General features: G+C 65.4%; 17 protein-coding genes and 1 riboswitch. Of the genes, 10 read left to right on the plus strand and 7 right to left on the minus strand.

Annotated features, from left to right (window positions below; genetic code table 11):
• The first annotated feature begins 21 nt into the window (after nt 1-21).
• From pilH to trhA, 6 genes are all read left to right on the plus strand, one after another.
• Nucleotides 22-387: a twitching motility response regulator PilH gene (gene pilH, locus CCOS191_RS02480; protein ID WP_046853925.1), complete on the plus strand. Its 366-nt coding sequence runs from the start codon at nt 22-24 to the stop codon at nt 385-387.
• Nucleotides 384-938: a chemotaxis protein CheW gene (locus CCOS191_RS02485; RefSeq protein ID WP_046853926.1), complete on the plus strand. Its 555-nt coding sequence runs from the start codon at nt 384-386 to the stop codon at nt 936-938. The genes pilH and CCOS191_RS02485 overlap by 4 nt, the downstream gene beginning before the upstream one ends.
• A gap of 63 nt (nt 939-1,001) precedes the next feature.
• Nucleotides 1,002-3,026, plus strand: coding sequence for a methyl-accepting chemotaxis protein (locus CCOS191_RS02490; RefSeq protein WP_156177729.1), 2,025 nt, complete (start codon nt 1,002-1,004; stop codon nt 3,024-3,026).
• An 11-nt stretch (nt 3,027-3,037) separates the two neighbouring features.
• The gene (locus tag CCOS191_RS02495; protein ID WP_046853928.1) at nt 3,038-8,332 is read left to right on the plus strand and encodes an Hpt domain-containing protein; all 5,295 of its coding nucleotides are present in this window, start codon (nt 3,038-3,040) and stop codon (nt 8,330-8,332) included.
• Nucleotides 8,325-8,798 carry a chemotaxis protein CheW gene (locus tag CCOS191_RS02500; RefSeq protein ID WP_046853929.1) on the plus strand — a complete coding sequence of 158 codons (474 nt, stop codon included), beginning with the start codon at nt 8,325-8,327 and terminating at the stop codon, nt 8,796-8,798. Before CCOS191_RS02495 ends, CCOS191_RS02500 begins: the two co-directional genes overlap by 8 nt.
• 68 nt (nt 8,799-8,866) lie before the next feature.
• Nucleotides 8,867-9,484, plus strand: coding sequence for a PAQR family membrane homeostasis protein TrhA (gene trhA / locus CCOS191_RS02505; protein WP_046853930.1), 618 nt, complete (start codon nt 8,867-8,869; stop codon nt 9,482-9,484).
• Here trhA and CCOS191_RS02510 read toward each other — a convergent pair.
• From CCOS191_RS02510 to CCOS191_RS02520, 3 genes are all read right to left on the minus strand, one after another.
• Nucleotides 9,481-10,200: a 16S rRNA (uracil(1498)-N(3))-methyltransferase gene (locus tag CCOS191_RS02510; RefSeq protein WP_046853931.1), complete on the minus strand. Its 720-nt coding sequence runs from the start codon at nt 10,198-10,200 to the stop codon at nt 9,481-9,483. The two genes, trhA and CCOS191_RS02510, sit on opposite strands and share 4 nt — an antisense overlap.
• An 81-nt stretch (nt 10,201-10,281) precedes the next feature.
• Nucleotides 10,282-11,688: an adenosylmethionine--8-amino-7-oxononanoate transaminase gene (locus tag CCOS191_RS02515; protein ID WP_046853932.1), complete on the minus strand. Its 1,407-nt coding sequence runs from the start codon at nt 11,686-11,688 to the stop codon at nt 10,282-10,284.
• A 73-nt stretch (nt 11,689-11,761) separates the two neighbouring features.
• Nucleotides 11,762-12,193 (minus strand): hypothetical protein, encoded by a 432-nt coding sequence (locus tag CCOS191_RS02520; protein ID WP_046853933.1) that lies wholly within the window; start codon nt 12,191-12,193, stop codon nt 11,762-11,764.
• A 204-nt stretch (nt 12,194-12,397) separates the two neighbouring features.
• Between CCOS191_RS02520 and CCOS191_RS02525 the strand changes: the two genes are divergently transcribed.
• The 3 genes from CCOS191_RS02525 to CCOS191_RS02535 all read left to right on the plus strand — a co-directional run bounded on the left by CCOS191_RS02525 (nt 12,398) and on the right by CCOS191_RS02535 (nt 15,590).
• Nucleotides 12,398-14,233, plus strand: coding sequence for a flavin monoamine oxidase family protein (locus CCOS191_RS02525; RefSeq protein WP_046853934.1), 1,836 nt, complete (start codon nt 12,398-12,400; stop codon nt 14,231-14,233).
• A gap of 192 nt (nt 14,234-14,425) precedes the next feature.
• Nucleotides 14,426-14,977 carry a cytochrome b gene (locus CCOS191_RS02530; protein WP_046853935.1) on the plus strand — a complete coding sequence of 184 codons (552 nt, stop codon included), beginning with the start codon at nt 14,426-14,428 and terminating at the stop codon, nt 14,975-14,977.
• A 34-nt stretch (nt 14,978-15,011) separates the two neighbouring features.
• On the plus strand, nt 15,012-15,590 hold the full coding sequence (locus tag CCOS191_RS02535; RefSeq protein ID WP_046853936.1) for a YceI family protein: 579 nt from the start codon (nt 15,012-15,014) through the stop codon (nt 15,588-15,590).
• 94 nt (nt 15,591-15,684) lie between these two features.
• Here the strand turns inward: CCOS191_RS02535 and CCOS191_RS02540 are convergent, their stop codons facing one another.
• The 4 genes from CCOS191_RS02540 to ahcY form a co-directional block, all read right to left on the minus strand.
• Nucleotides 15,685-17,586 (minus strand): DEAD/DEAH box helicase, encoded by a 1,902-nt coding sequence (locus tag CCOS191_RS02540; RefSeq protein ID WP_046853937.1) that lies wholly within the window; start codon nt 17,584-17,586, stop codon nt 15,685-15,687.
• A 222-nt stretch (nt 17,587-17,808) separates the two neighbouring features.
• A complete protein-coding gene (locus CCOS191_RS02545; RefSeq protein WP_046857676.1) occupies nt 17,809-18,591 on the minus strand; it encodes a substrate-binding periplasmic protein in 783 nt (260 codons plus the stop codon).
• 116 nt (nt 18,592-18,707) lie between these two features.
• Nucleotides 18,708-19,553 carry a methylenetetrahydrofolate reductase [NAD(P)H] gene (gene metF / locus CCOS191_RS02550; RefSeq protein WP_046853938.1) on the minus strand — a complete coding sequence of 282 codons (846 nt, stop codon included), beginning with the start codon at nt 19,551-19,553 and terminating at the stop codon, nt 18,708-18,710.
• Nucleotides 19,554-19,694: 141 nt separating this feature from the next.
• On the minus strand, nt 19,695-21,104 hold the full coding sequence (gene ahcY, locus CCOS191_RS02555) for an adenosylhomocysteinase (RefSeq protein ID WP_046853939.1): 1,410 nt from the start codon (nt 21,102-21,104) through the stop codon (nt 19,695-19,697).
• A gap of 21 nt (nt 21,105-21,125) precedes the next feature.
• Nucleotides 21,126-21,222, minus strand: a riboswitch (S-adenosyl-L-homocysteine riboswitch).
• 177 nt (nt 21,223-21,399) lie between these two features.
• On the opposite strand from ahcY, the gene CCOS191_RS02560 reads away from it, so the two are divergent.
• Nucleotides 21,400-21,801, plus strand: a complete 402-nt coding sequence (locus tag CCOS191_RS02560) for an acyl-CoA thioesterase (protein WP_003257757.1) — start codon at nt 21,400-21,402, stop codon at nt 21,799-21,801.
• Nucleotide 21,802 lies beyond the last annotated feature (1 nt).

Here is a 21,802-nt window from a genome sequence, read left to right on the forward strand (position 1 = left end):
ATTTCCTGATGGGGAAACAGCATGGCCCGAGTTCTGATTGTCGACGACTCGCCGACAGAGATGTACAGATTGACCGAATGGCTGGAGAAGCACGGCTATGGGGTGCTCAAGGCCGACAACGGCGCCGACGGCGTGGCCCTGGCGCGCCAGGAGAAGCCCGACGCGGTGCTGATGGACATCGTCATGCCCGGCATGAACGGTTTCCAGGCCACCCGCCAGTTGAGCAAGGACCCGGAAACCAGCGCCATCCCGGTGATCGTGGTCACCACCAAGGACCAGGAAACCGATCGGATCTGGGCCCAGCGCCAGGGCGCCCGCGACTTCCTGACCAAACCTGTGGAAGAAGATGCGCTGATCGCCAAGCTCAAAGAAGTGCTGCAGGCTTGACCACCCGGCCCCAGGGCGCGTCGCTGACCGCCTTCGAGTTGCTGCTGGACATCGACCGGCGCTGCCGCCTGCTGGTGGCCGACCAGCCACCGCAGGACATCCGCCTGCAACAATGGAGCGGCATCGGCTTTCGTGTTGCCGGGCAGTGGTTCGTCGCGCCCATGGGTGAAGTTGCCGAAGTGCTGCGCGAACCCCGCGGTAGCCGGGTGCCGGGTGTGCAGCCCTGGGTGCGTGGGGTGGCCAACCTGCGAGGGCGGCTGCTGCCGGTGATGGACCTGTGTGCGTTCTTTGGCCTTGGCCCGGCTGCAGCGGGCAAGCAACGGCGGGTGCTGGTGCTGGATCATGAAGAGCTGTTCGCCGGGCTGCTGGTGGACGAAGTGGTCGGCCTGCAGCACTTCGCCCTGAGCAGCCTCGAGCTGTCACCGCCGCAACCGTTGATCCGTGCGGCCGCGCCCTTCGTGCAGGGCCATTTTCCCCGTGAGCGCAATTGGGCGATCTTCAGCCCGTTCGCCCTGGCCCAGGCGCCGGGCTTTCTCGATGTGGCGTTGTAGAGGACTTTCGACGTGAACAAGCCAGGACCCACCGTTGCCGCAGCCGGCGTCTCGCCCGCCGCCGTGGCCCAACGCCCGCGCAGCACCGCGCAGATCACCGTGCTGTTCGTGGTGCTGATCCTGTCGATCGTCCTGTTGTTCGCCAACTTCGCCTACCTCAACACCCAGGCCAACCACGACAAGCAGTACATCGGCCACGCCGGCGAGCTGCGCGTGCTGTCCCAGCGCATTGCCAAGAACGCCACCGAGGCGGCGGCGGGCAAGGCGTTGGCGTTCAGGCTGCTCAGCGATGCGCGCAACGATTTCGAGCGGCGCTGGAGCTACCTGCGCGAAGGTGACAAGACCACCGGGCTACCCGCGGCGCCCGTGGCGGTGCGCGATGAAATGGACGCGGTACGCCAGGACTGGGAGAACTTGCGCAAGAACACCGACACTATCCTGGCCAGCGAGCAGACCGTGCTGTCGTTGCACCAGGTCGCGGCCACCCTGGCCGAAACCGTTCCGCAGTTGCAGGTCGAATACGAGAAAGTGGTGGAAATCCTGCTGCAGAGCGGTGCGCCGGCCAACCAGGTGGCCGTGGCCCAGCGCCAGTTGCTGCTGGCCGAGCGCATTCTCGGCTCGGTCAACACCGTGCTCGCCGGTGACGAGACTTCGGTGCAGGCCGCCGATGCCTTCGGCCGCGACGCCAGCCGCTTCGGCCAGGTGCTCGAGGGCATGCTGGCCGGCAACCCGGCGATTCAGGTCACCCGCGTCGAGGATGCCGATGCCCGGGCGCGTCTGGCCGAGATCGCCGAACTGTTCCAGTTCGTCTCGGGCTCGGTGGACGAAATCCTCGAGACTTCGCCGGAGCTGTTCCGCGTGCGCGAGGCTGCCGGCAACATCTTCAGCCTGTCGCAGACCCTGCTCGACGAAGCCTCGCACCTGGCCAACGGCTTCGAGAACCTGGCTGGCGGGCGTACCCTCGACACCGTGGGTGGCTACGTGCTTGGCCTGCTGGCACTGGCTTCGATCATCCTTATCGGCCTGGTGATGGTACGCGCCACCCACCGCCAGCTCCGCGAGACCGCCGAGAAGAACGAGCGCAACCAGCAGGCGATCATGCGCCTGCTCGACGAGATCGAGGAACTGGCCGACGGCGACCTGACCGTCACCGTCTCGGTGACGGAGGACTTCACCGGGGCCATCGCCGACTCGATCAACTTCTCGGTGGACCAACTGCGCGACCTGGTGGCCACCATCAACCACAGTGCCGAGCAGGTCGCCGCTGCGGTGCAGGACACCCAGAACACCGCCCGCCAACTGGCCAAGGCTTCCGAGCACCAGGCCGAGCAGATCAGCGAGGCGTCAGAGGCGGTGGGCGACATGGTCGAATCGATCGACCGGGTTTCCGCGCATGCCTATGAATCGGCCAAGGTGGCCGAGCGCTCGGTGGCCATCGCCAACAAAGGCAACGAGGTGGTGCATAACACCATCCACGGCATGGACAACATCCGCGAACAAATCCAGGACACCGCCAAACGGATCAAGCGCCTCGGTGAGTCCTCCCAGGAGATCGGCGATATCGTCAGCCTGATCGACGACATTGCCGAGCAGACCAACATCCTCGCCCTCAACGCGGCCATCCAGGCGTCGCTCGCCGGCGAGGCCGGCCGCGGCTTTGCCGTGGTCGCCGACGAAGTGCAGCGCCTGGCCGAGCGCTCGTCCTCGGCAACCCGGCAGATCGAGGCGTTGGTGCGCACCATCCAGGCCGACACCAACGAGGCGGTGATCTCGATGGAGCAGACCACCGCCGAAGTGGTGCGCGGCGCGCGCCTGGCCCAGGACGCCGGCGTGGCCCTGGCAGAGATCGAAGGCGTATCGCAGACGATGGCCGACCTTATTCACAGCATCTCCGATGCCGCTCAATTGCAGACGTCGTCTGCCGGGCAGATTTCCCACACCATGGCGGTGATCCAGCAGATCACCGCGCAGACCTCCGCCGGCTCCGGCGCCACGGCCGACAGCATTCGCCACCTGGCACGCATGGCCAGCGAGATGCGCCGTTCGGTATCCGGTTTCACCCTGCCCAAACCGGTGGAGCGGTCGTGAGCGGGGCAAGCATGGCCGGCCCGGGCAGTACGGCCGGCGAGCGCCACGACACCGTGGCCCTGGCCTGGGTCAAGGCCCCCATCCTTGATTGCCTGGCACAGGCGCGCCAGGCCCTGGAGCGTTTCTCGGCAGATCCGGGCGATCTGTCGATGCTGGCGTTCTTCGTCGACAACTTGCACCAGGTGCACGGTTGTCTGCGCCTGCTCGAATTGCCGGGCGCGACGCGCCTGGCCGAGGAACTGGAGCTGCTTGGGCGGGCCATGGCCGAGGGTCAGGTGAGCCCCCGTGGCGACTGCCTGGGTGCGCTGTTCCGGGGGCTCGAGCAATTGCCGCCCTACCTGGATCGCCTGCGCGGGGCACGCCACGACCTGCCGTTGGTGGTCATGCCCCTGCTCAACCAGCTGCGGGTCTGCCGCGGTGCCGAACCCCTGGCCCAAGGCAGCCTGCTGGGCGACCTCGGGCAGCGTCTGGCTGGCGCGGCGGACCTGGCCAACCTCGACCTTTCCCTGGGGAGCTGGCGTGAGCACATGCAAGCCGGCCCTGGGCGCGACGCGCTGCGTTCAGTGGTGATGGCGCTGTGCGATGACCTGATGCGCATCAAGGACCGTCTCGACCCCTTCGTCAGTGGCGAGCATCCGCCACGCGAACCGCTGGAGACGTTGCTGCCGCCCCTGCGCCATGTCGCCGACACTCTGGCAGTGCTGGGTTTCCAGCAGCCACGACGCGTGATCATCGACCAGGTGCTGGCGCTGCAGGCGCAGGTCGAGAAGGACGGCGCGGTGGACGAGGCGCTGTTGATGGATGTCGCCGGGGCGCTGTTGTACGTCGAGGCGACCCTAAACGGCATGGTCGGCCCGCTGGAGGAAACCTCACCAGGCAATCTGCCTGGTTCTGACTTGGCCGAGATTCGCCAACTGGTACTCAATGAGTCGCTCAATGTGCTGCAGCAGGCCAAGGACCTGATTGGCGACTGCCTGGAGTCGGACTGGTCGCGTCAGCGCCTGCAGGCCTTGCCCGGTCTGCTGCAGCAGGTGCGCGGGGCGTTGGCGATGCTGATGCTGCCGGCTGCCGCCGAAGTGTTCGCTGGGTGTGCGGGATATGTGCAGGGCTGGCTGGTCCATGTGGAGGACGAGCCGCTGCCCGATGAGCTGGCCCATCTGGCCGATGCCCTGTGCGCCGGCGAGGCCTGGTTGCAGTGGCGAGTGGCCGACCCGCTGGCCGATGCCCAGCGTTTCATCGACATGGCCCACGCCAGCCTGACCGCCTTGGGCGTGCAATGCCCGCGCCTCGAACGCCCCTTGGCTGGCTCCCGGATGGCGGACGGTATCGATGACGAGTTGCGCGAGGTGTTTCTCGAAGAGGCCGGCGAACTGTTGCCTGAAATCGAGCGGCAATGGCTGCGTTGGCGTGCCGACAACGGTTTGCGTGATTCATTGATCGAGGTGCGTCGCGCGCTGCATACGCTCAAGGGCAGCGGGCGGATGGTCCACGCAGAGGCCGTGGCGGAGCTTGCCTGGGGCGCCGAGCACCTGCTGAACCGGGTGCTGGAGGGGCGCATCACGCTGAGCGCCGAAGGCCTGGTGGCCTTGCAGCAGGTCTTCGTGCGCCTGCCCGACCTGCTCGCCGACTTCGCCGCCAGCCAACTGCCGCCCACCGCGGAGATCGAGCAACTGGCCGGGCATCTGCACGCGCTGGCGCTCAACGACACGCCGGCCAGTGCCAGCATCGACGGTCTCGATCCGCAGTTGCTGGAGATTTTCCGTAACGAGGCCCAAGGGCACCTGGCCGGGCTCGATGCTTTCCTGCAGGTGGCTGATGCTCAAGGCACAGTGGTCAGCGACAGCCTGCAACGCGCCTTGCACACCCTCAAGGGCAGCGCCGCCATGGCTGGCGTGATGCCGATGGCGGAACTGGCCACCGCGCTCGACCGCCTGGTGCGCGAGTACAAAGGTCACCACCTGCCTTTGCAGCAGGCCGAGACCGAACTGCTGGAGGCTGCGCGTGCGCTGTTCCACCTGGGGCTGGCCCAGTTGGACAGCACGCCATTGGCTGCCATCCCGGGGGCTGCGGCGTTGATCGAGCAGGTCGGGCAAACGGTCGATGCCAGGCTGGCCAGGCACCAGGCCGAGGCGCACCCGGCACGCCGGGCCCGGCGTGACCCGCAACTGACGGCCACTTTCCTGACCTTGGGCATGGATATCCTGCTCGACGCCGAGGCGCGGCTGGCCAACTGGCAGGCCGACCCCACGCAGCACCATGAACTGCACCTGCTGCTCGAGGAAATGACCACCCTCAGCCATGGCGCGCACCAGGCCGAGCTGTGGCAGGTGGATGAAGTCTGCGAAGGGCTGCTCGACCTGTACGGCGCGGTCGAAGAGGGCAGCCTGGCGGTGACGCCGCGTTTCTTCGCTATCGCCCGGCAGGCGCACGAAGCGCTGTTCGACCTGTTCGACGAAATAGCCGCCGGGCAGGACCCGACAGCACGCCCCGATTGCCTGGCCGCCTTGCACGGCTTGCTTGATGATGCCCTCGACCCGGCGGCCCTGGGGCTGGTCGGCGCAGCTGGCGCGACAACGCTGCCTATCGCAGGTCAGCTACCGGACCCCGCGGTCGTCGAACTGTTCCTCGAGGAAGCCGCCGATATTCTCGAAGGCGCCGACCAGGCGCTGCGGCAATGGAAGGACGATCCCGAAAGCCTGTCACCGCTGTCGGCGTTGCAACATGATGTGCTGACCCTCAAGGGCGGCGCGCAGATGGCTGCGATCGGTGCCATCGAAGTGCTTGCCCAGGAGCTCGCGCTGCTCTACGAAGGGCTGGTGGACCGGCGGATCGGGGCAAGCCCGAGGCTGTTCGAGCTGCTCGCACGCAGCCATGACACCCTGGCCGGGATGCTGCGCAGCTTGCACGAGGGCCAGCCACCGCTGTCGGCGGTGGAGTTGCTGGGTGAGCTGCGCGATTTCCGTCACAACGCTCCGCCACCTGGCCCGGTCGAGGCGCAGGACGACACGCAGGAAAGCGAAGGCGACAAGGAGCTGCTGGAGGTTTTCCTCGAGGAGAGCTCCGATATCCTCGAAAGCGCGGCCCAGTCCCTGGCGCGCTGGCAGGCCGACCCGCGCAACACGGTCGAGGTGGAGAACCTGTTGCGCGACCTGCACACCCTCAAGGGTGGAGCGCGCATGGTCGAGATCACCGCCATCGGCGACCTGGCCCATGAGCTGGAATTTCTCTACGAGCTGCTGGCGGCCGCACGGCTGCCGTCGACGCCGGCCTTGTTCAGCCTGCTGCAGAACTGCCATGACCGCCTGGCGCACATGCTCGACGCTGCGCGCCTGGGCGAGCCGCTGCATGCGGCGACGGCGCTGATCGACTATATCCGCAACTTCTCGAGTGCAGCGCTGACCGACAGCGCCGCCGGGCAGCCCCAGGCCGAGCCCGCCCCGGCCGAAGCCCCGGCTGTCGCGCCCGAGCGGGCCGGGGACATGGTCAAGGTCGATGCCGAACTGCTGGACGACCTGGGCAACCTGGCCGGCGAGCATTCGGTGATCCGCGGGCGCATCGAGCAGCAGGTCAACGATGCGCAGTTCGCCCTCAACGAGATGGAGACCACGCTGGAGCGCATGCGCGACCAGCTGTTGCGCCTGGATATCGAGACCCAGGGGCGGATCTCGAGCCGGCACCAGTTCGAGGGTGATGCCTACGACGACTTCGACCCACTTGAGATGGACCGCCATTCGCAGTTGCAGCAATTGTCGCGGGCGCTGTTCGAGTCCACCTCGGACCTGCTTGACCTCAAGGAAACCCTGCTGCAGCGGGCCCAGGAGGCGCACAGCCTGTTGCAGCAGCAGGCGCGGGTCAACAGCCAGTTGCAAGAGGGGCTGACCGCCACCTTGATGGTACCGTTCGAACGCCTGGTGCCGCGTTTGCAACGGGTGGTGCGGCAGGTGGCCAGCGAACTGGGCAAGCAGGTCGAGCTGGTGGTCGGCAATGCCGAGGGCGAGCTGGACCGCAGCGTGCTGGAACGCATGGTCGCGCCGCTGGAGCACATGCTGCGCAATGCCGTCGACCATGGCCTGGAAGCCCGCGAGGCGCGCCTGGCGGCCGACAAGCCGGAGCAGGGCACCATCCACCTGAACCTGCTGCACGAAGGCGCCGACATTGTCATCGAGATGAGCGACGACGGCGCCGGGGTGCCGCTGGAGGCGGTGCGCAACAAGGCGATCAAGCGCGGCCTGCTCGATCCGCAGGCGCGTCTGAGCGACCACGAGATCCTGCAGTTCATCCTGCGCCCGGGGTTTTCCACGGCCGAGAAGATCACCCAGATCTCCGGGCGCGGCCTGGGCATGGACGTGGTCCATGAAGAGGTCAAGCAGCTGGGCGGTTCGATGAGCATCGAGTCCAGCCCCGGCAAGGGCGCGCGCTTCCTGATCCGCCTGCCGTTCACGGTGTCGGTGAACCGGGCGCTGATGGTGCATGTGGAGGATGAGCAATACGCAATTGGGCTGAACACCATCGAGGGCATCGTTCGCGTGCCGCCAGCGGAGCTGGAGGCCTGCTACCGGCTTGACCCGCCACGCTACAGCTATGCCGGGCATGACTACGCACTGCGCTACCTCGGCGAACTGTTGCAGGAGGGCACGCAGCCCAACCTGCTGGGCCAGAGCGTACCGCTGCCGGTGCTGCTCACCCATTCCCACGAGCAATCGTTCGCGATCCAGGTCGACAGCCTGTCGCCCAGCCGCGAGATCGTGGTCAAGAGCCTGGGCCCGCAATTCGCGGCGGTGCCGGGGCTGTCCGGTGCCACCCTGCTCGGCGACGGGCGGGTGGTGCTGATTCTCGACCTGCTCGGCCAGTTGCGCGGCCAGCAGCGACGCCTGGCGCGCCTGCCGGGCGTGGCGCAGGGGCAGCATCTGCTGACCGGTCCCGTGCCGCGTCGACCGCTGCTGGTGATGGTGGTGGACGACTCGGTGACCGTGCGCAAGGTCACCAGCCGCCTGCTCGAACGCCACGGCATGAGCGTGCTGACCGCCAAGGATGGGGTGGATGCCATGGCGCTGCTCGAAGAGCACCGCCCGGACGTGTTGCTGCTGGACATCGAGATGCCGCGCATGGACGGTTTCGAGGTGGCCACGCGCATCCGCCGCGACCAGCGCCTGGCGCAGTTGCCGATCATCATGATCACCTCGCGCACCGGGCAGAAGCACCGCGACCGCGCCATGGCCATCGGCGTCAACGAATACCTCGGCAAGCCTTACCAGGAGTCGGTCCTGTTGCAGAGCATCGCCCACTGGAGCCAACCCCATGCTTGAACATATCGCCGGCCAGCGCAGCAGCCTCACCGGCCTGCTGTTGCCCTTGGGCGACCGCACCCTGGTACTGCCCAACGTGGCGGTGGCCGAATTGATTGGTCATCGCGCCATCGCCTGCGAGCCAGGGGAGCCGACCTGGCACCTGGGCTGGGTGGACTGGCGCCAGCAGCGCCTGCCGTTGATCGGTTTCGAGGCGGCCTGTGGCGGGCAGACCACTTGCGGCGAGCGGGCACGGGTGGTGGTGCTCAATGCACTGGGGGATACCGGCCTGCGCTTCCTGGCGTTGCTGCTGCAGGGTATTCCGCGCTCGTGCAAGCTCGACAGCCAGTTGAACTATGTTGATGTGCCACTGGCCGCGCTGGAGCTGGCGGCAGTGCAGGTGGGCGAGCAGGTGGCGCGGGTGCCGGACCTGGCCGGGCTGGAAAGATTGGTGCGTGACGCTGATCTGCAATCTCTAGCTGGCTAGGATAGTGGTTACGCGGGCCCTGTCGCGGGGCTCAGGAACCCTGACTGCTGCGGGAGGTCTGTGCTTGCATGTATTACGGTGAACGCTTCAACGCCTGGACCCACCTGGTCGGCGCGGTACTGGCCTGCATCGGAGCGAGTTGGCTGATCGTCGTGGCGGGCCTGCAGGGCGATCCCTGGAAGATCGTCAGTTTCTCCATCTACGGTTTCACCCTGCTGTTGCTCTACAGCATCTCCACCCTCTACCACAGCACCCGCGGGCGAGCGAAGCGGGTCATGCGCAAGCTCGACCACCTGTCGATCTACCTGTTGATTGCCGGCAGCTACACGCCGTTCTGCCTGGTCAGCCTGCGCGGTCCCTGGGGCTGGAGCCTGTTCGGGGTGGTCTGGGGGTTGGCGCTGATTGGGATGTTGCAGGAGATCAAGCCGCGCTCGGAGGCGCGGATCCTGTCGATCGTCATCTATGCGCTGATGGGCTGGATCGTGCTGGTGGCGGTGAAACCGCTGCTGCACAGCCTGGGTGCCGCCGGCTTCGCCTGGCTGGCGGCCGGCGGTGTGTTCTACACCGTCGGCATCATCTTCTTCGCCTTTGACAGCCGATTCCGCCACTGGCATGGCATCTGGCACCTGTTCGTGATTGCCGGCAGCCTGATGCACTTCGTCGCGGTGTTCTTCTACGTGCGTTAGAAATCGCCCCACAGTTGTTGCGCTACCGACAGGGCCACCACAGGGGCGGTTTCGGTACGCAGCACGCGAGGGCCGAGGCGGGCGGCGTGGCAGCCGGCGGCCTTGGCCTGCTCGACTTCCGCTTCGCTCAGGCCGCCCTCGGGGCCGATCAGGAAGGCCAGCCTGGCCGGTTTGGCATGGCTGGTCAGTGGCTCGGCCACCGGGTGCAGCACCAGCTTGAGGTCGGCTTCGGTGCTTTTCAGCCACTCGGCCAGGGTCACGGGCGGGTGGATCACCGGCAAAGTCGAGCGCCCGCACTGCTCGCAGGCACTGACAGCCACCTGGCGCCAGTGGGCCAGGCGCTTGTCGGCGCGTTCGTCCTTCAGGCGTACTTCGCAGCGTTCGCTGACGATCGGGGTGATTTCATTGACACCCAGCTCGGTGGCTTTCTGGATTGCCCAGTCCATGCGCTCGCCACGGGACAGGCCCTGGCCGAGGTGGATGTGCAAAGGCGAGTAGGCCTGGCCGGGGAGGGCCTGGTCGAGGCTGACGCGCACGGTTTTCTTGCCGACTTCGAGCAGTTGGCCGAGGTATTCCTGGCCGCTGCCGTCGAACAGCTGCACGGCGTCGCCAGCGGCCATGCGCAGCACACGGCCAATGTAGTGGGCCTGGGCTTCGGGGAGCTCGTGCTCGCCAAGGCCCAGTGGGGCGTCGATGAAGAAGCGGGAGAGTCTCATGGGCTTGCTCTGGAAAAAGGCTGACGCAGATCCTGTAGGAGCGGACACGCCGGCTCCTACAGGTTTCGGGTTGGTCTGGGGTTAGCCCGGATCGCGGAAATCCGGATGGAAGTCGGCCGGCACGGCGACGCTCACCTTGTCGCGGGTGGCGATATCGATCCCTTCGCTGGCCACCTCGGCCAGGAAGTCGATCTGTTCGGGTGTGATCACGTAAGGCGGCAGGAAATACACCACGCTGCCCAGCGGGCGCAACAGCGCGCCACGGCTCAGGGCGTGCTCGAAGACTTTCAGGCCGCGGCGCTCCTGCCAGGGGTAGGCGGCCTTGGTGGCCTTGTCCTGGACCATCTCGATGGCCAGGACCATGCCGGTCTGGCGGATCTCGGCGACGTGGGCATGGTCGGCCAGGTGCGCGGTGGCGCTGGCCATGCGCGCCGACAAGGCCTTGTTGGTCTCGATCACGTTGTCCTGCTCGAAGATGTCCAAAGTGGCCAGGGCCGCGGCGCAGGCCAGCGGATTGCCGGTGTAGCTGTGCGAGTGCAGGAAGGCGCGCAGGGTCGGGTAGTCGTCGTAGAAGGCCTGGTAGACCTTGTCGGTGGTCAGGCAGGCGGCCAGCGGCAGGTAGCCGCCGGTCAGGGCCTTGGACAGGCACAGGAAGTCCGGGGTGATGCCGGCCTGCTCACAGGCGAACATCGTGCCGGTGCGGCCGAAGCCGACGGCGATCTCATCGTGGATCAGGTGCACGTCGTAACGGTCGCAGGCCTCGCGCAGCAGCTTGAGGTACACCGGATGGTACATGCGCATGCCGCCGGCGCCCTGGATCAGTGGCTCGACGATTACCGCGGCGATGCTGGCGTGGTGTTCGGCCAGGGTCTGCTCCATGGCCGCGAACATGTTCCGCGAGTGCTCTTCCCAGCCCATGCCTTCCGGGCGCAGGTAGCAGTCCGGGCTTGGCACCTTGATGGTGTCCAGCAGCAACGCCTTGTAGGTTTCGGTGAATAGCGGCACGTCGCCCACCGACATCGCGGCGATGGTCTCGCCATGGTAGCTGTTGGTCAGGGTGACAAAGCGCTTCTTCTGCGGTTTGCCGGTGTTCTGCCAGTAATGGAAGCTCATCTTCAGCGCCACTTCGATGCACGACGAGCCATTGTCGCCGTAGAACACCCGCTCCAGGCCGGCCGGGGTGATCGCCACCAGGCGTTCGGACAGCTCGATCACCGGCTGGTGGCTGAAGCCGGCGAGGATCACATGTTCGAGCTGGTCGACCTGATCCTTGATGCGCTGGTTGATGCGTGGGTTGGCATGGCCGAAAGCGTTGACCCACCATGAGCTGACGGCGTCCAGGTAGCGCTTGCCCTCGAAGTCCTCCAGCCACACGCCCTCGCCGCGCTTGATCGGGATCAGCGGCAGCTGTTCGTGGTCTTTCATCTGGGTGCAGGGGTGCCAAAGGACCTTCAGGTCACGCTGCATCCACTGATCGTTGAGGCCCATGGGCACTTCTCCTGGCGTTACGGCTCGGTTTGACCGCGTAAGCCTAAGCAATGCCGGGGGGCAGGACAACCGCTCAATGTCGCCAGGCCGGGCGCCATTCCAGCTGGCGGATATGCACCGTGCACTGCGGCAGGGTGGACAGGGTCAGGCGGTCGAGCGGGCCGGGCACGTCGTGCCAGGAGGTGCCGTGGGTGCCGGGGCCGGGCGTGAACTCGGTGTAGTCCTGGTCGCGCAGGGTCAGCCAGTAGGCGGTCGAGACGGCCTTGCCGAGCGTGTTGATGTCCACTTCGAGCAGCAGGCAATCGACCGTCTGGCCGAAGATGAACTCGATATCGCACTGGCCATGGATGATCAATTCCGTGCCGATCCGCCCCTCTTCGGTCTGGTAGCGCGCGCTGTAGACAATGCCATTGGACACGATGCTCAGGCCGGTGGGCGCGTGCCAGGAACACTCGGGCAGCGGCGCCGAAGGCGTCCACCTGGCAAAGTCTTCGGTGTAGATCACTGCTGTTCCCCGGCTCGATGCTTGAGTGCCAGCCAAGGCTGCACGACCCGGCGACCCACCGCTACTGACAAAATTACCAGTTGCCAAAGGCACTTGATGTCACTGCGGTGGCAGGGTGGGCAGAGGTGACGTATTCTTAACGCATCTCTCCCGGGGCATTGCTCCCCGTCTCTTCTATCGCTTCTCTGACCGGAGTTCGCCATCATGGCTGCTGCTTGGGTGCGCCTGTGCGCGTTGGTATTGATCGGGGTGACCAGCGGTGTCGCGCTGGCCAAGGACAAGACGGCAATCGTCGTCGGTGGTGGCCTGGCGGGCCTGACTGCGGCCTACGAGCTGCAGAGCAAGGGCTGGCAGGTGACCCTGCTGGAAGCCAAGTCGGGCATGGGCGGGCGTTCGGGCCTGGCCACCAGCGAGTGGGTCGGCAACAGCAAGACCCAGCCGGTGCTCAACCAGTATCTGGAGCAGTTCAAGGTCGCCACCCTGCCGGCCCCGGAGTTCGTGCGCAATCCCGGCTACCTGATCGATGGTGAATATTTCAGCGCCACCGATCTCGCAGCCAAGCAGCCGGCCACTGCCGAAGCGCTCAAGCGCTACGAGAAAACCCTCGACGACCTGGCCCGCTCCATCGAAGACCCGCTCAATCCCGCGGCAAACAGCACCCTGTTCGCCCTCGACCAGATGAACGTGTCCACATGGCTCGACAAGCTGCAGCTGCCAGCCACCGCCCGTCAGTTGGTCAACCAGCAGATCCGCACCCGTTATGACGAGCCGTCGCGTCTGTCGCTGTTGTACTTCGCCCAGCAAGGCCGGGTCTACCGCAATGTCAGCGACCGTGACCTGCGCGCCGCGCGCCTGCCGGGCGGCAGCCCGGTGTTGGCCCAGGCCTTCGTCAAGCAGCTGAAAACCATCAAGACCAGCTCGCCGGTCACCGCCATCGTCCAGGACAAGGACGGTGTGACCGTCAAGGTCGGCGGTGTCGGCTACCAGGCTGACTATCTGGTCATGGCCGTGCCGCTGCGTGCACTGGCCAAGATCCAGATGACCCCGGGCCTGGACGGGCAACACCTGGCGGCCTTGAAGGGCACCAACTATGGCTGGCGCGACCAGCTGATGCTCAAGTTCAAGAACCCGGTATGGGAAAGCCGTGCACGCATGTCCGGCGAGATCTTCAGTAACACTGGCCTGGGCATGCTGTGGATCGAGCCGGCGCTCAAGGGTGGCGCCAACGTGGTGATCAACCTGTCCGGCGATAACGCCCGCTTGCTCCAGGCTTTTGGTGACAAGCAGATGGTCGACCAGGTGCTGATCCGCCTGCACGCCTTCTACCCACAGGCACGTGGCGCCTTCACCGGTTATGAAATCCGCCGCTACAGCACCGACGCCGGCATGGGCGGTGCCTACCTGGCCTACGGCCCGGGGCAGATCAGCAAATACTGGCGCCTGTGGGAGCGCCCGGTACAACGGATCGCCTTTGCCGGCGAACATACCGATGCGCTTTACCCAGGTACCCTCGAAGGGGCCCTGCGTAGCGGCCAGCGTGCTGCGGGGCAGGTCCAGGACCTGGCGGCGGGCAAGTCCTTCGACCCGGCCAAGGCTGCATCGGTCGCCGCCGCAGCGGCTACTGGAGCGGCCGGCGTGGCGGCCGCGAAGGACAAGGGCGGGTTCTTCTCCAACCTGTTCGGCGGCTCGTCCGACAAGGCCCCCGCCAAGGCAGAGCCAGTGAAGGTCGAGCAGGCCAAGCAGGACAAGCCGGGCTTTTTCTCGCGCCTGTTTGGTGGCGGTGACCAGCCAGAGGTCAAGGCTGCCCCGATCGCCAAGGCCGAAGAGGTTGCACCTGCTCCGGCCCCCGTGCCGGTCGTCCCGGCGCCTGTGGCCAAGGATGAACCGGTGAAACCTGCCGTCACCAAGCCCGCTCAAGCCAAGCCTGCGGCCAAGCAGGCCCACAAGCCTGCAGCCAAACCGGCGCCGGTGAAGAAGGCCACCGCCAAGTCGGAACCGGCCAAGAAGCCGGTGGTCAACAGCCAGGCCAAGGCCGGTTGATCTCGGTATAGCCGCCATCGCGAGCCCCGCGATGGCGGCGGATCTTCCAAACGTCTATCGTTAATGTTTCCTTAATAGGAAGCTTGCAGAATTAATATCTGATTTTTCGATAATCAGAAGCTGTTTTTTACGCTTTTATTCGATGCATTACGCGTTAGTCTTGTGCACAGCTTTCACGGGGAATACGCCAACATGCAACTGCGCAATTCATCTTCTCGCTATGGCCTGGTCAGCATCGTCCTGCACTGGGGTGTGGCGCTGGCGGTCTTCGGGCTGTTTGGCCTGGGCCTGTGGATGGTCGGCCTCGATTACTACGACCCATGGCGCAAGTCCGGCCCGGACCTGCACAAGAGCATCGGCCTGGTGTTGCTGGCACTGATGCTGTTGCGGGTAATCTGGCGTTTCGTCAGCCCGCCGCCACCGGCACCGGCCAACCATGGCAAGGTCACCCGCCTGGCCGCCAAGCTGGGCCACCTGGCGCTGTACATGGGCCTGTTCGCGGTGATGATAGCGGGCTATCTGATTTCCACCGCCGACGGCGTGGGCATTCCGGTATTCGGCTTGTTCGACGTTCCCGCGCTGGTCAGCGACCTGCCCGACCAGGCCGATCTGGCGGGGGTGATCCACCTCTGGCTGGCCTGGGGCCTGGTGATTTTTGCCGTACTGCACGCATTGGCGGCACTGAAACATCATTTCATCGACCGTGACGCGACCCTGACCCGCATGCTGGGCCGCAAAGCTTGACTCTCAACCTCAATTGCAAAGGAAGGAAGTAAGGATGTTGAAAAAGACTTTTGCCGCTCTGGCGCTCGGTACCGCTCTGATCTCCGCCGGCCAGGCCATGGCCGCCGAATACAAGATCGACAAGGAAGGCCAGCACGCGTTCGTTGACTGGAAGATCAGCCACCTGGGCTACAGCTTCATCCACGGCACCTTCAAGGACTTCGACGGCAACTTCACCTGGGACAGCGCCAAGCCCGAGGCGAGCAAGATCAGCGTCGACCTGAAGACTGCCAGCCTGTGGTCGAACCACGCCGAGCGTGACAAGCACATCGCCAGCAAGGACTTCCTGGATGTCAAAAAATATCCAGAAGCCAAGTTCGTCTCCACCAGCGTCAAGTCGACCGGTGACAAGACTGCAGATGTGACCGGTGACCTGACCCTGCACGGCGTGACCAAGCCGGTCACCTTCAAGGCCGTGTTCAATGGCGAGGGCAAGGACCCGTGGGGCGGCGAGCGCGCTGGCTTCAACGCCACCACCACGCTGAACCTGAACGACTTCGGTATCAAGGGCCCAGGCGCGACTTCGCAGACCCTGGACCTGGATATCAGCGTCGAAGGCGTGAAGCAGAAGTAATTCGCTTCGCCAGCAACAAAAACGCCGCCCAATGGGCGGCGTTTTTGTTGGCTTTGCTTGGCCTCATCGCGGGGCAGGCCCCGCGATGGCGGGCTCAGCCCTTGCGGGTCAGCAGTGCCGGGCGCTCACCGCGTGGGCGGCTTGGCAGGTCGTCCAGTTGCTCGGGCGTCGGGTAGCGGTCGAGCTTGGATTCCTTGCGGATGATCACTGGCGCGCTCTGCGACTCGCGCGGGTTGCGCACGGCCGGTTCCTGGCGGGACGAGTCTTCACGGCGAGCACGGCCGCCGTTGTTGTCGCGTCGGGCGCCACCATTGCTACCGCCGCCGTTGCGCGGGCGCTTTTCACCGGAGCCCTGGCCCTGGCGCTGCTGGCCATTGCCACGGCCCTGGGCTTGCCCCTGGCCCTGGCCGCTACCACTGCGCTGGCCTTGCCCCTGGGCTTGGCCGCCGTTGCCGCCCGGGCGACGGTTGCGGCCCTGGTTCTTGGCGTTCTGGTACGGGCTGACGTAGTCGGCGCGGTTGCCGAAGTTGTCGACGTCGTCGTCGAGGAACTCTTCAGGGTCGCGATTGGGTGCGGCGACAGGCGCGGCTTTCTGGCCGTTGTTCTGCTGCTGGCGTGGCTTCTGGTCGCGCGGCTTGCGCTGCTGGCCCTGCTGCTGTTTCTCGCCGGACTTGTCCTTTTCCGCGGACTTCTCGGACGAAGGCTTGTTGCGGCCTTTGTCCTTGCCCTTGTCCTTGCGCCCGCCACTGCCTTCCTTGCCGCCTTCGCCGCGAGGTTGCTGGTTGCGGCCACCGCGGCCATTGTTCGGCTGGCGCTCGCGCACTTCCGGCTTCTCGGCCTCGACCTGCGATGCGTCAAAGCCCATCAGGTCGCCATCCGGGATTTTCTGGCGGGTGACGCGCTCGATGCTCTTGAGCAGCTTTTCTTCGTCCGGCGCGACCATCGAAATGGCTTCACCGGAGCGACCGGCACGGCCCGTACGGCCGATGCGGTGAACGTAGTCTTCCTCGACGTTGGGCAGCTCGAAGTTGACCACGTGGGGCAACTGGTCGATGTCCAGGCCACGAGCGGCGATGTCGGTGGCGACCAGCACGCGCACGGTGTTGGCCTTGAAGTCGGCCAGCGCCTTGGTGCGGGCGTTCTGGCTCTTGTTGCCGTGGATCGCCGCAGCGGTCAGGCCGTGCTTCTCGAGGTACTCGGCCAGGCGGTTGGCGCCGTGCTTGGTGCGGGTGAACACCAGCACCTGTTCCCAGGCGCCCAGGGTGATCAGGTGCGCCAGCAGGGCGCGCTTGTGGCTGGCCGGCAGGCGGTAGACCCGCTGCTCGATACGCTCGACGGTGGTGTTCGGCGGCGTGACCTCGATGCGCTCGGGGTTGTGCAGCAGCTTGTCGGCGAGGTCGGTGATGTCCTTGGAGAAGGTCGCCGAGAACAGCAGGTTCTGGCGCTTGGCCGGCAGGCGCGCCAGCACTTTCTTGACGTCGTGGATGAAGCCCATGTCGAGCATGCGGTCGGCTTCGTCCAGCACCAGGATCTCGACCCGCGAGAGGTCGACACTACCTTGGCCGGCCAGGTCGAGCAGGCGCCCCGGGCAGGCGACCAGGACGTCGACGCCCTTGGCCATGGCCTGGACCTGCGGGTTCATGCCGACGCCGCCGAAGATGCAGGCACTGATGAAGTTGAGGTCGCGGGCATACACCTTGAAGCTGTCATGTACCTGGGCAGCCAGCTCGCGGGTGGGAGTCAGCACCAGCACGCGCGGCTGGCGCGGGCCATGGCGTTGCGATTTGTCGGGGTGGCCACCCGGGAACAGACGCTCAAGGATCGGGAGCGCGAAGCCGCCGGTTTTACCAGTACCTGTCTGGGCGGCGACCATCAGGTCGCGACCTTGCAACACGGCGGGAATGGCCCGCTGTTGCACCGGAGTGGGCTGGGTATAGCCCGCTGCCTCGATAGCGCGGACAAGAGCCTCGGAGAGACCGAGGGAAGCAAAGGACATGGGCAATCCTGTTCTCGTGGGGGCTAGGCCCGATGGGGTGTTCTGCCTGGCGCGACGGGCATCGGAGGGATGCGATCGCGTCCGGTCCAGCTGGGCGTTCACTGCGCATCCTGGAACCGGCGGGCGGGCACCAAAGGTGCGCGGCTGCGGGTCGAGATGCCTGTTGCGAGGCCGAGCGTCCGGGCGTGAGCCGGGCGGGAAGGCCCGAGTATAACAGAGCAATCAGCGTGTGCCGCGTTCCTGCTGCTCAACGGCGAAAGGAAAATCCTGATTGCCGAGGTAGCGGGCACTGATCGCCGCATAGGCTGGCTCCTGTTTGAAGCGCCGCAGTTCCTCGCTGAAGGCCTGCGCCAACTGCTCGCGGCCGGGTTTACGGGCCAGCCCCAGGTACTGCGGGCGACGGCTGACTACCAGGGGCAGCTCTTCCACGGTCTGCTCCAGGCCCAGGCGGCGGCTCACATAGCGGCCGACCCGGCGGTCGGTCACCAGCAGGTCGATGCGTGCGAGCGCCAGCTTGCCGAAGTTGGCCTCGTGGCTGGGCGCGGGCTCGCGGCGAAACAGCGGCGATTCGGCGAAATTGCCGTCGTAGACATAGCCCGGCGAGGTGCCGACGGTCAGCCCGGCCAGGTCCTCGACGCGCTTGACTGGGTGTGGCCGTGAGCGCGCCTGGTAGAGGACGAACTCGACCTCGGACATCGGCTCGTCCGGGTAGACCAGGTAGCCCTGGCGCGAGTCGACCTGGAAAATATCCATCACGGCATCCGCCAGGCCCTGTTCGACCATGGCCAGGCAGCGCTTCCAGGGCAGGAACTGCCACTGCACCTCGACGCCCAGGCGTTTGAACACCTCGTTGGTGATCTCGTAGTCGATGCCTTTGGCCTGGCCATTCTCCTGGTAGAGGTAGGGGGCCCAGTCGTCGCTGACGATGCGCAGGCGTTCGGCATGGGCCAGCGGACTCAGGCCGGCGAGCAGCAACAGCAGGAGAGGGAGGATGAGCGTGCGCATGGCGTGAGAGTACGCTGCAAGCCCGGGCAAGACCAGTGAACGCTGGCCGCAGGCGCGTGCGGCGCGAGCGCGAACGAACAAGGCTTTGACCTGCGCCAAAGCCTTGTTCGCGACCATCAGCGTGGCAGCTTCAGGTTGTTCCAGATCGCCAGGCTCGGCTCGGCCTGGTTCAGGGTATAGAAGTGCAGGCCCGGTGCGCCGCCTTGCAGCAGTTGTTCGCACATGCGGGTGATCACTTCCTCGCCGAATGCCTGGATGCTGGCGGTGTCGTCGGCATAGGCTTCCAGCTGCTTGCGGATCCAGCGTGGGATCTCGGCGCCGCAGGCGTCGGAGAAACGCGCCAGCTTGCTGTAGTTGGTGATCGGCATGATGCCGGGCACCACCGGGATCTCGACGCCCAGTTTCTGCGCGCGCTCGACGAAGTAGAAGTAGCTGTCGGCGTTGAAGAAGTACTGGGTGATGGCACTGTCGGCGCCGGCCTTGACCTTGTGCACGAAGTTGGCCAGGTCGCTCTCGAAATTGCGCGCCTGCGGGTGCATCTCTGGGTAGGCGGCCACTTCCAGGTGGAAGTGGTTGCCGGTTTCCTGGCGGATGAACTCGACCAGGTCGCTGGCGTAGCGCAGTTCGCCGCTGGCCATGCCCATGCCCGACGGCAGGTCGCCACGCAGGGCGACGATGCGCTTGATGCCGGCGGCCTGGTACTCGGCCAGCAGGGCGCGCAGGTCGTCCTTGCTGTCACCCACGCAGGACAGGTGCGGGGCGGCGGGGACTTTCACCTCATTTTCCAGCTGCAGCACGGTGTTGAGCGTGCGGTCGCGGGTCGAGCCACCGGCACCATAGGTGCAGGAGAAGAAGTCCGGGTTGTAGCTGGCCAGCTGGCGGGCAACGCCCATCAGCTTTTCGTGACCGGCATCGGTCTTGGTGGGGAAGAATTCGAAACTGTAGCGGCGTTCTTGTGACATCTCTGGTTCCTTCGGCAGTGAGCCTGGGCTGCTGCCTGCAAATAAAAGCCAGGACGGTGGGGGCCGGCCTGGCTCGGACATCGGTTCGAAACGTTGCCTGCCAGTGCCGGGCAAGCATACCTGGCACTGGCAACCAGCCGCTTAGTAGCGGTAAGCGTCCGGCTTGAACGGGCCTTCGACGGTCACACCGATGTACTCGGCCTGCTGCGGGGTCAGCTGGGTGACCACGCCGCCGAAGCCGCGGACCATCTCCAGGGCCACTTCTTCGTCGAGTTTCTTCGGCAGCACTTCCACGGTCAGGCGCTCGGCCTTCTTCGCGGCTGGCAGCGCGGCGAACTTCTGCTCGAACAGGAAGATCTGCGCCAGGACCTGGTTGGCGAACGAACCGTCCATGATGCGGCTTGGGTGGCCGGTGGCGTTGCCCAGGTTCACCAGGCGGCCTTCGGCCAGCAGGATCAGGTAGTCGTCGTTCTGCGGGTCGAACACGCCGGCACCGGTGCGGTGGATCTTGTGCACCTGTGGCTTGACCTCTTCCCATGCCCAGTTCTTGCGCATGAAGGCGGTGTCGATCTCGTTGTCGAAGTGGCCGATGTTGCAGACCACGGCGCGCTTCTTCAGGGCCTTGAGCATGTTGGCGTCGCAGACGTTGACGTTACCGGTGGTGGTGACGATCAGGTCGATGCGGCCGAGCAGGTCCTTGTTGATGCCGGCTTCGGTACCGGTGTTGATGCCGTCCTTGAATGGCGAGACGACTTCGAAGCCGTCCATGCACGCTTGCATGGCGCAGATCGGATCGACTTCGGTGACCTTGACGATCATGCCTTCCTGACGCAGGGACTGGGCCGAGCCCTTGCCTACGTCGCCGTAGCCGATCACCAGGGCCTGCTTGCCCGACAGCAGGTGGTCGGTGCCGCGCTTGATGGCGTCGTTGAGGCTGTGACGGCAGCCGTACTTGTTGTCGTTCTTGCTCTTGGTGACCGAGTCGTTGACGTTGATCGCCGGGACTTTCAGCTCGCCCTTGGCCAGCATGTCCAGCAGGCGGTGCACGCCGGTGGTGGTCTCTTCGGTCACGCCGTGGATCTTGTCCAGCATGGCCGGGTATTTCTTGTGCAGGATCTCGGTCAGGTCACCGCCGTCGTCCAGCACCATGTTGGCGTCCCATGGCTGGCCATCCTTGAGGATGGTCTGCTCGATGCACCACTCGTACTCCTGCTCGGTTTCACCTTTCCAGGCGAATACAGGGATGCCGGCGGCAGCGATGGCGGCGGCGGCCTGGTCCTGGGTGGAGAAGATGTTGCACGACGACCAGCGCACTTCGGCACCCAGGGCGACCAGGGTCTCGATCAGCACGGCAGTCTGGATGGTCATGTGGATGCAGCCGATGATCTTCGCGCCCTTGAGCGGTTGCTCGGCTTGATACTTGCGGCGCAGGCCCATCAGCGCGGGCATTTCCGATTCGGCGATGATGACTTCCTTGCGGCCCCAGTCGGCCAGGGAGATGTCGGCGACCTTGAAGTCGGAAAAACCTGCAGGCGTGTTTACAGCGCTCATTGAGAGCCTCCATTCGTAGTGTGCGAATGGGCGCCGTTGTGCGTTGAGCGTCCGCTTGCGCGGACAACGCCCCAACCGAGCCTGACAGGCCGAGCCTGCTGCAGCGCCCCTCGGATGGGTGGCGGGATGGCCACCACTGTGGGGGACCATGTGAAACGGCGAGATTATAGCCGCGGGCGTGTGACACACCCAAGACTTTCTGTCGATTAATCGAGACGATAGTCGATGTTCAATGGAGCGTGACCGAGCGGTCTGCCATCATTGGCGCATGTCAGCAAGCAGGTCAGGAGTACAGATGAACTTTCACACCCGCAAATGGGTAAAACCCGAAGACCTCAATCCCAACGGCACCTTGTTCGGCGGCAGCCTGCTGCGCTGGATAGACGAGGAGGCGGCGATCTACGCCATCGTCCAGCTGGGCAACCAGCGCGTGGTGACCAAGTACATTTCCGAGATCAACTTCGTCAGTGCTTCGCGTCAGGGCGACATCATCGAGCTGGGCATCACCGCCACCGAGTTCGGCCGCACCTCGATCACCCTCAAGTGCGAAGTACGCAACAAGATCACCCGCAAGGCGATCCTGACCGTCGACAAGATGGTGTTCGTCAACCTGGGTGAGGATGGCCTGCCGGCCGCCCACGGGCGCACCGAGATCAAGTACATCCAGGACCAGTTCCCCGATTCTGCGGTCGAGTGAT

The sequence above is a fragment of the Pseudomonas sp. CCOS 191 genome (assembly GCF_001007005.1).
In the GTDB taxonomy this organism is placed as follows: Bacteria; Pseudomonadota; Gammaproteobacteria; order Pseudomonadales; family Pseudomonadaceae; genus Aquipseudomonas; species Aquipseudomonas soli.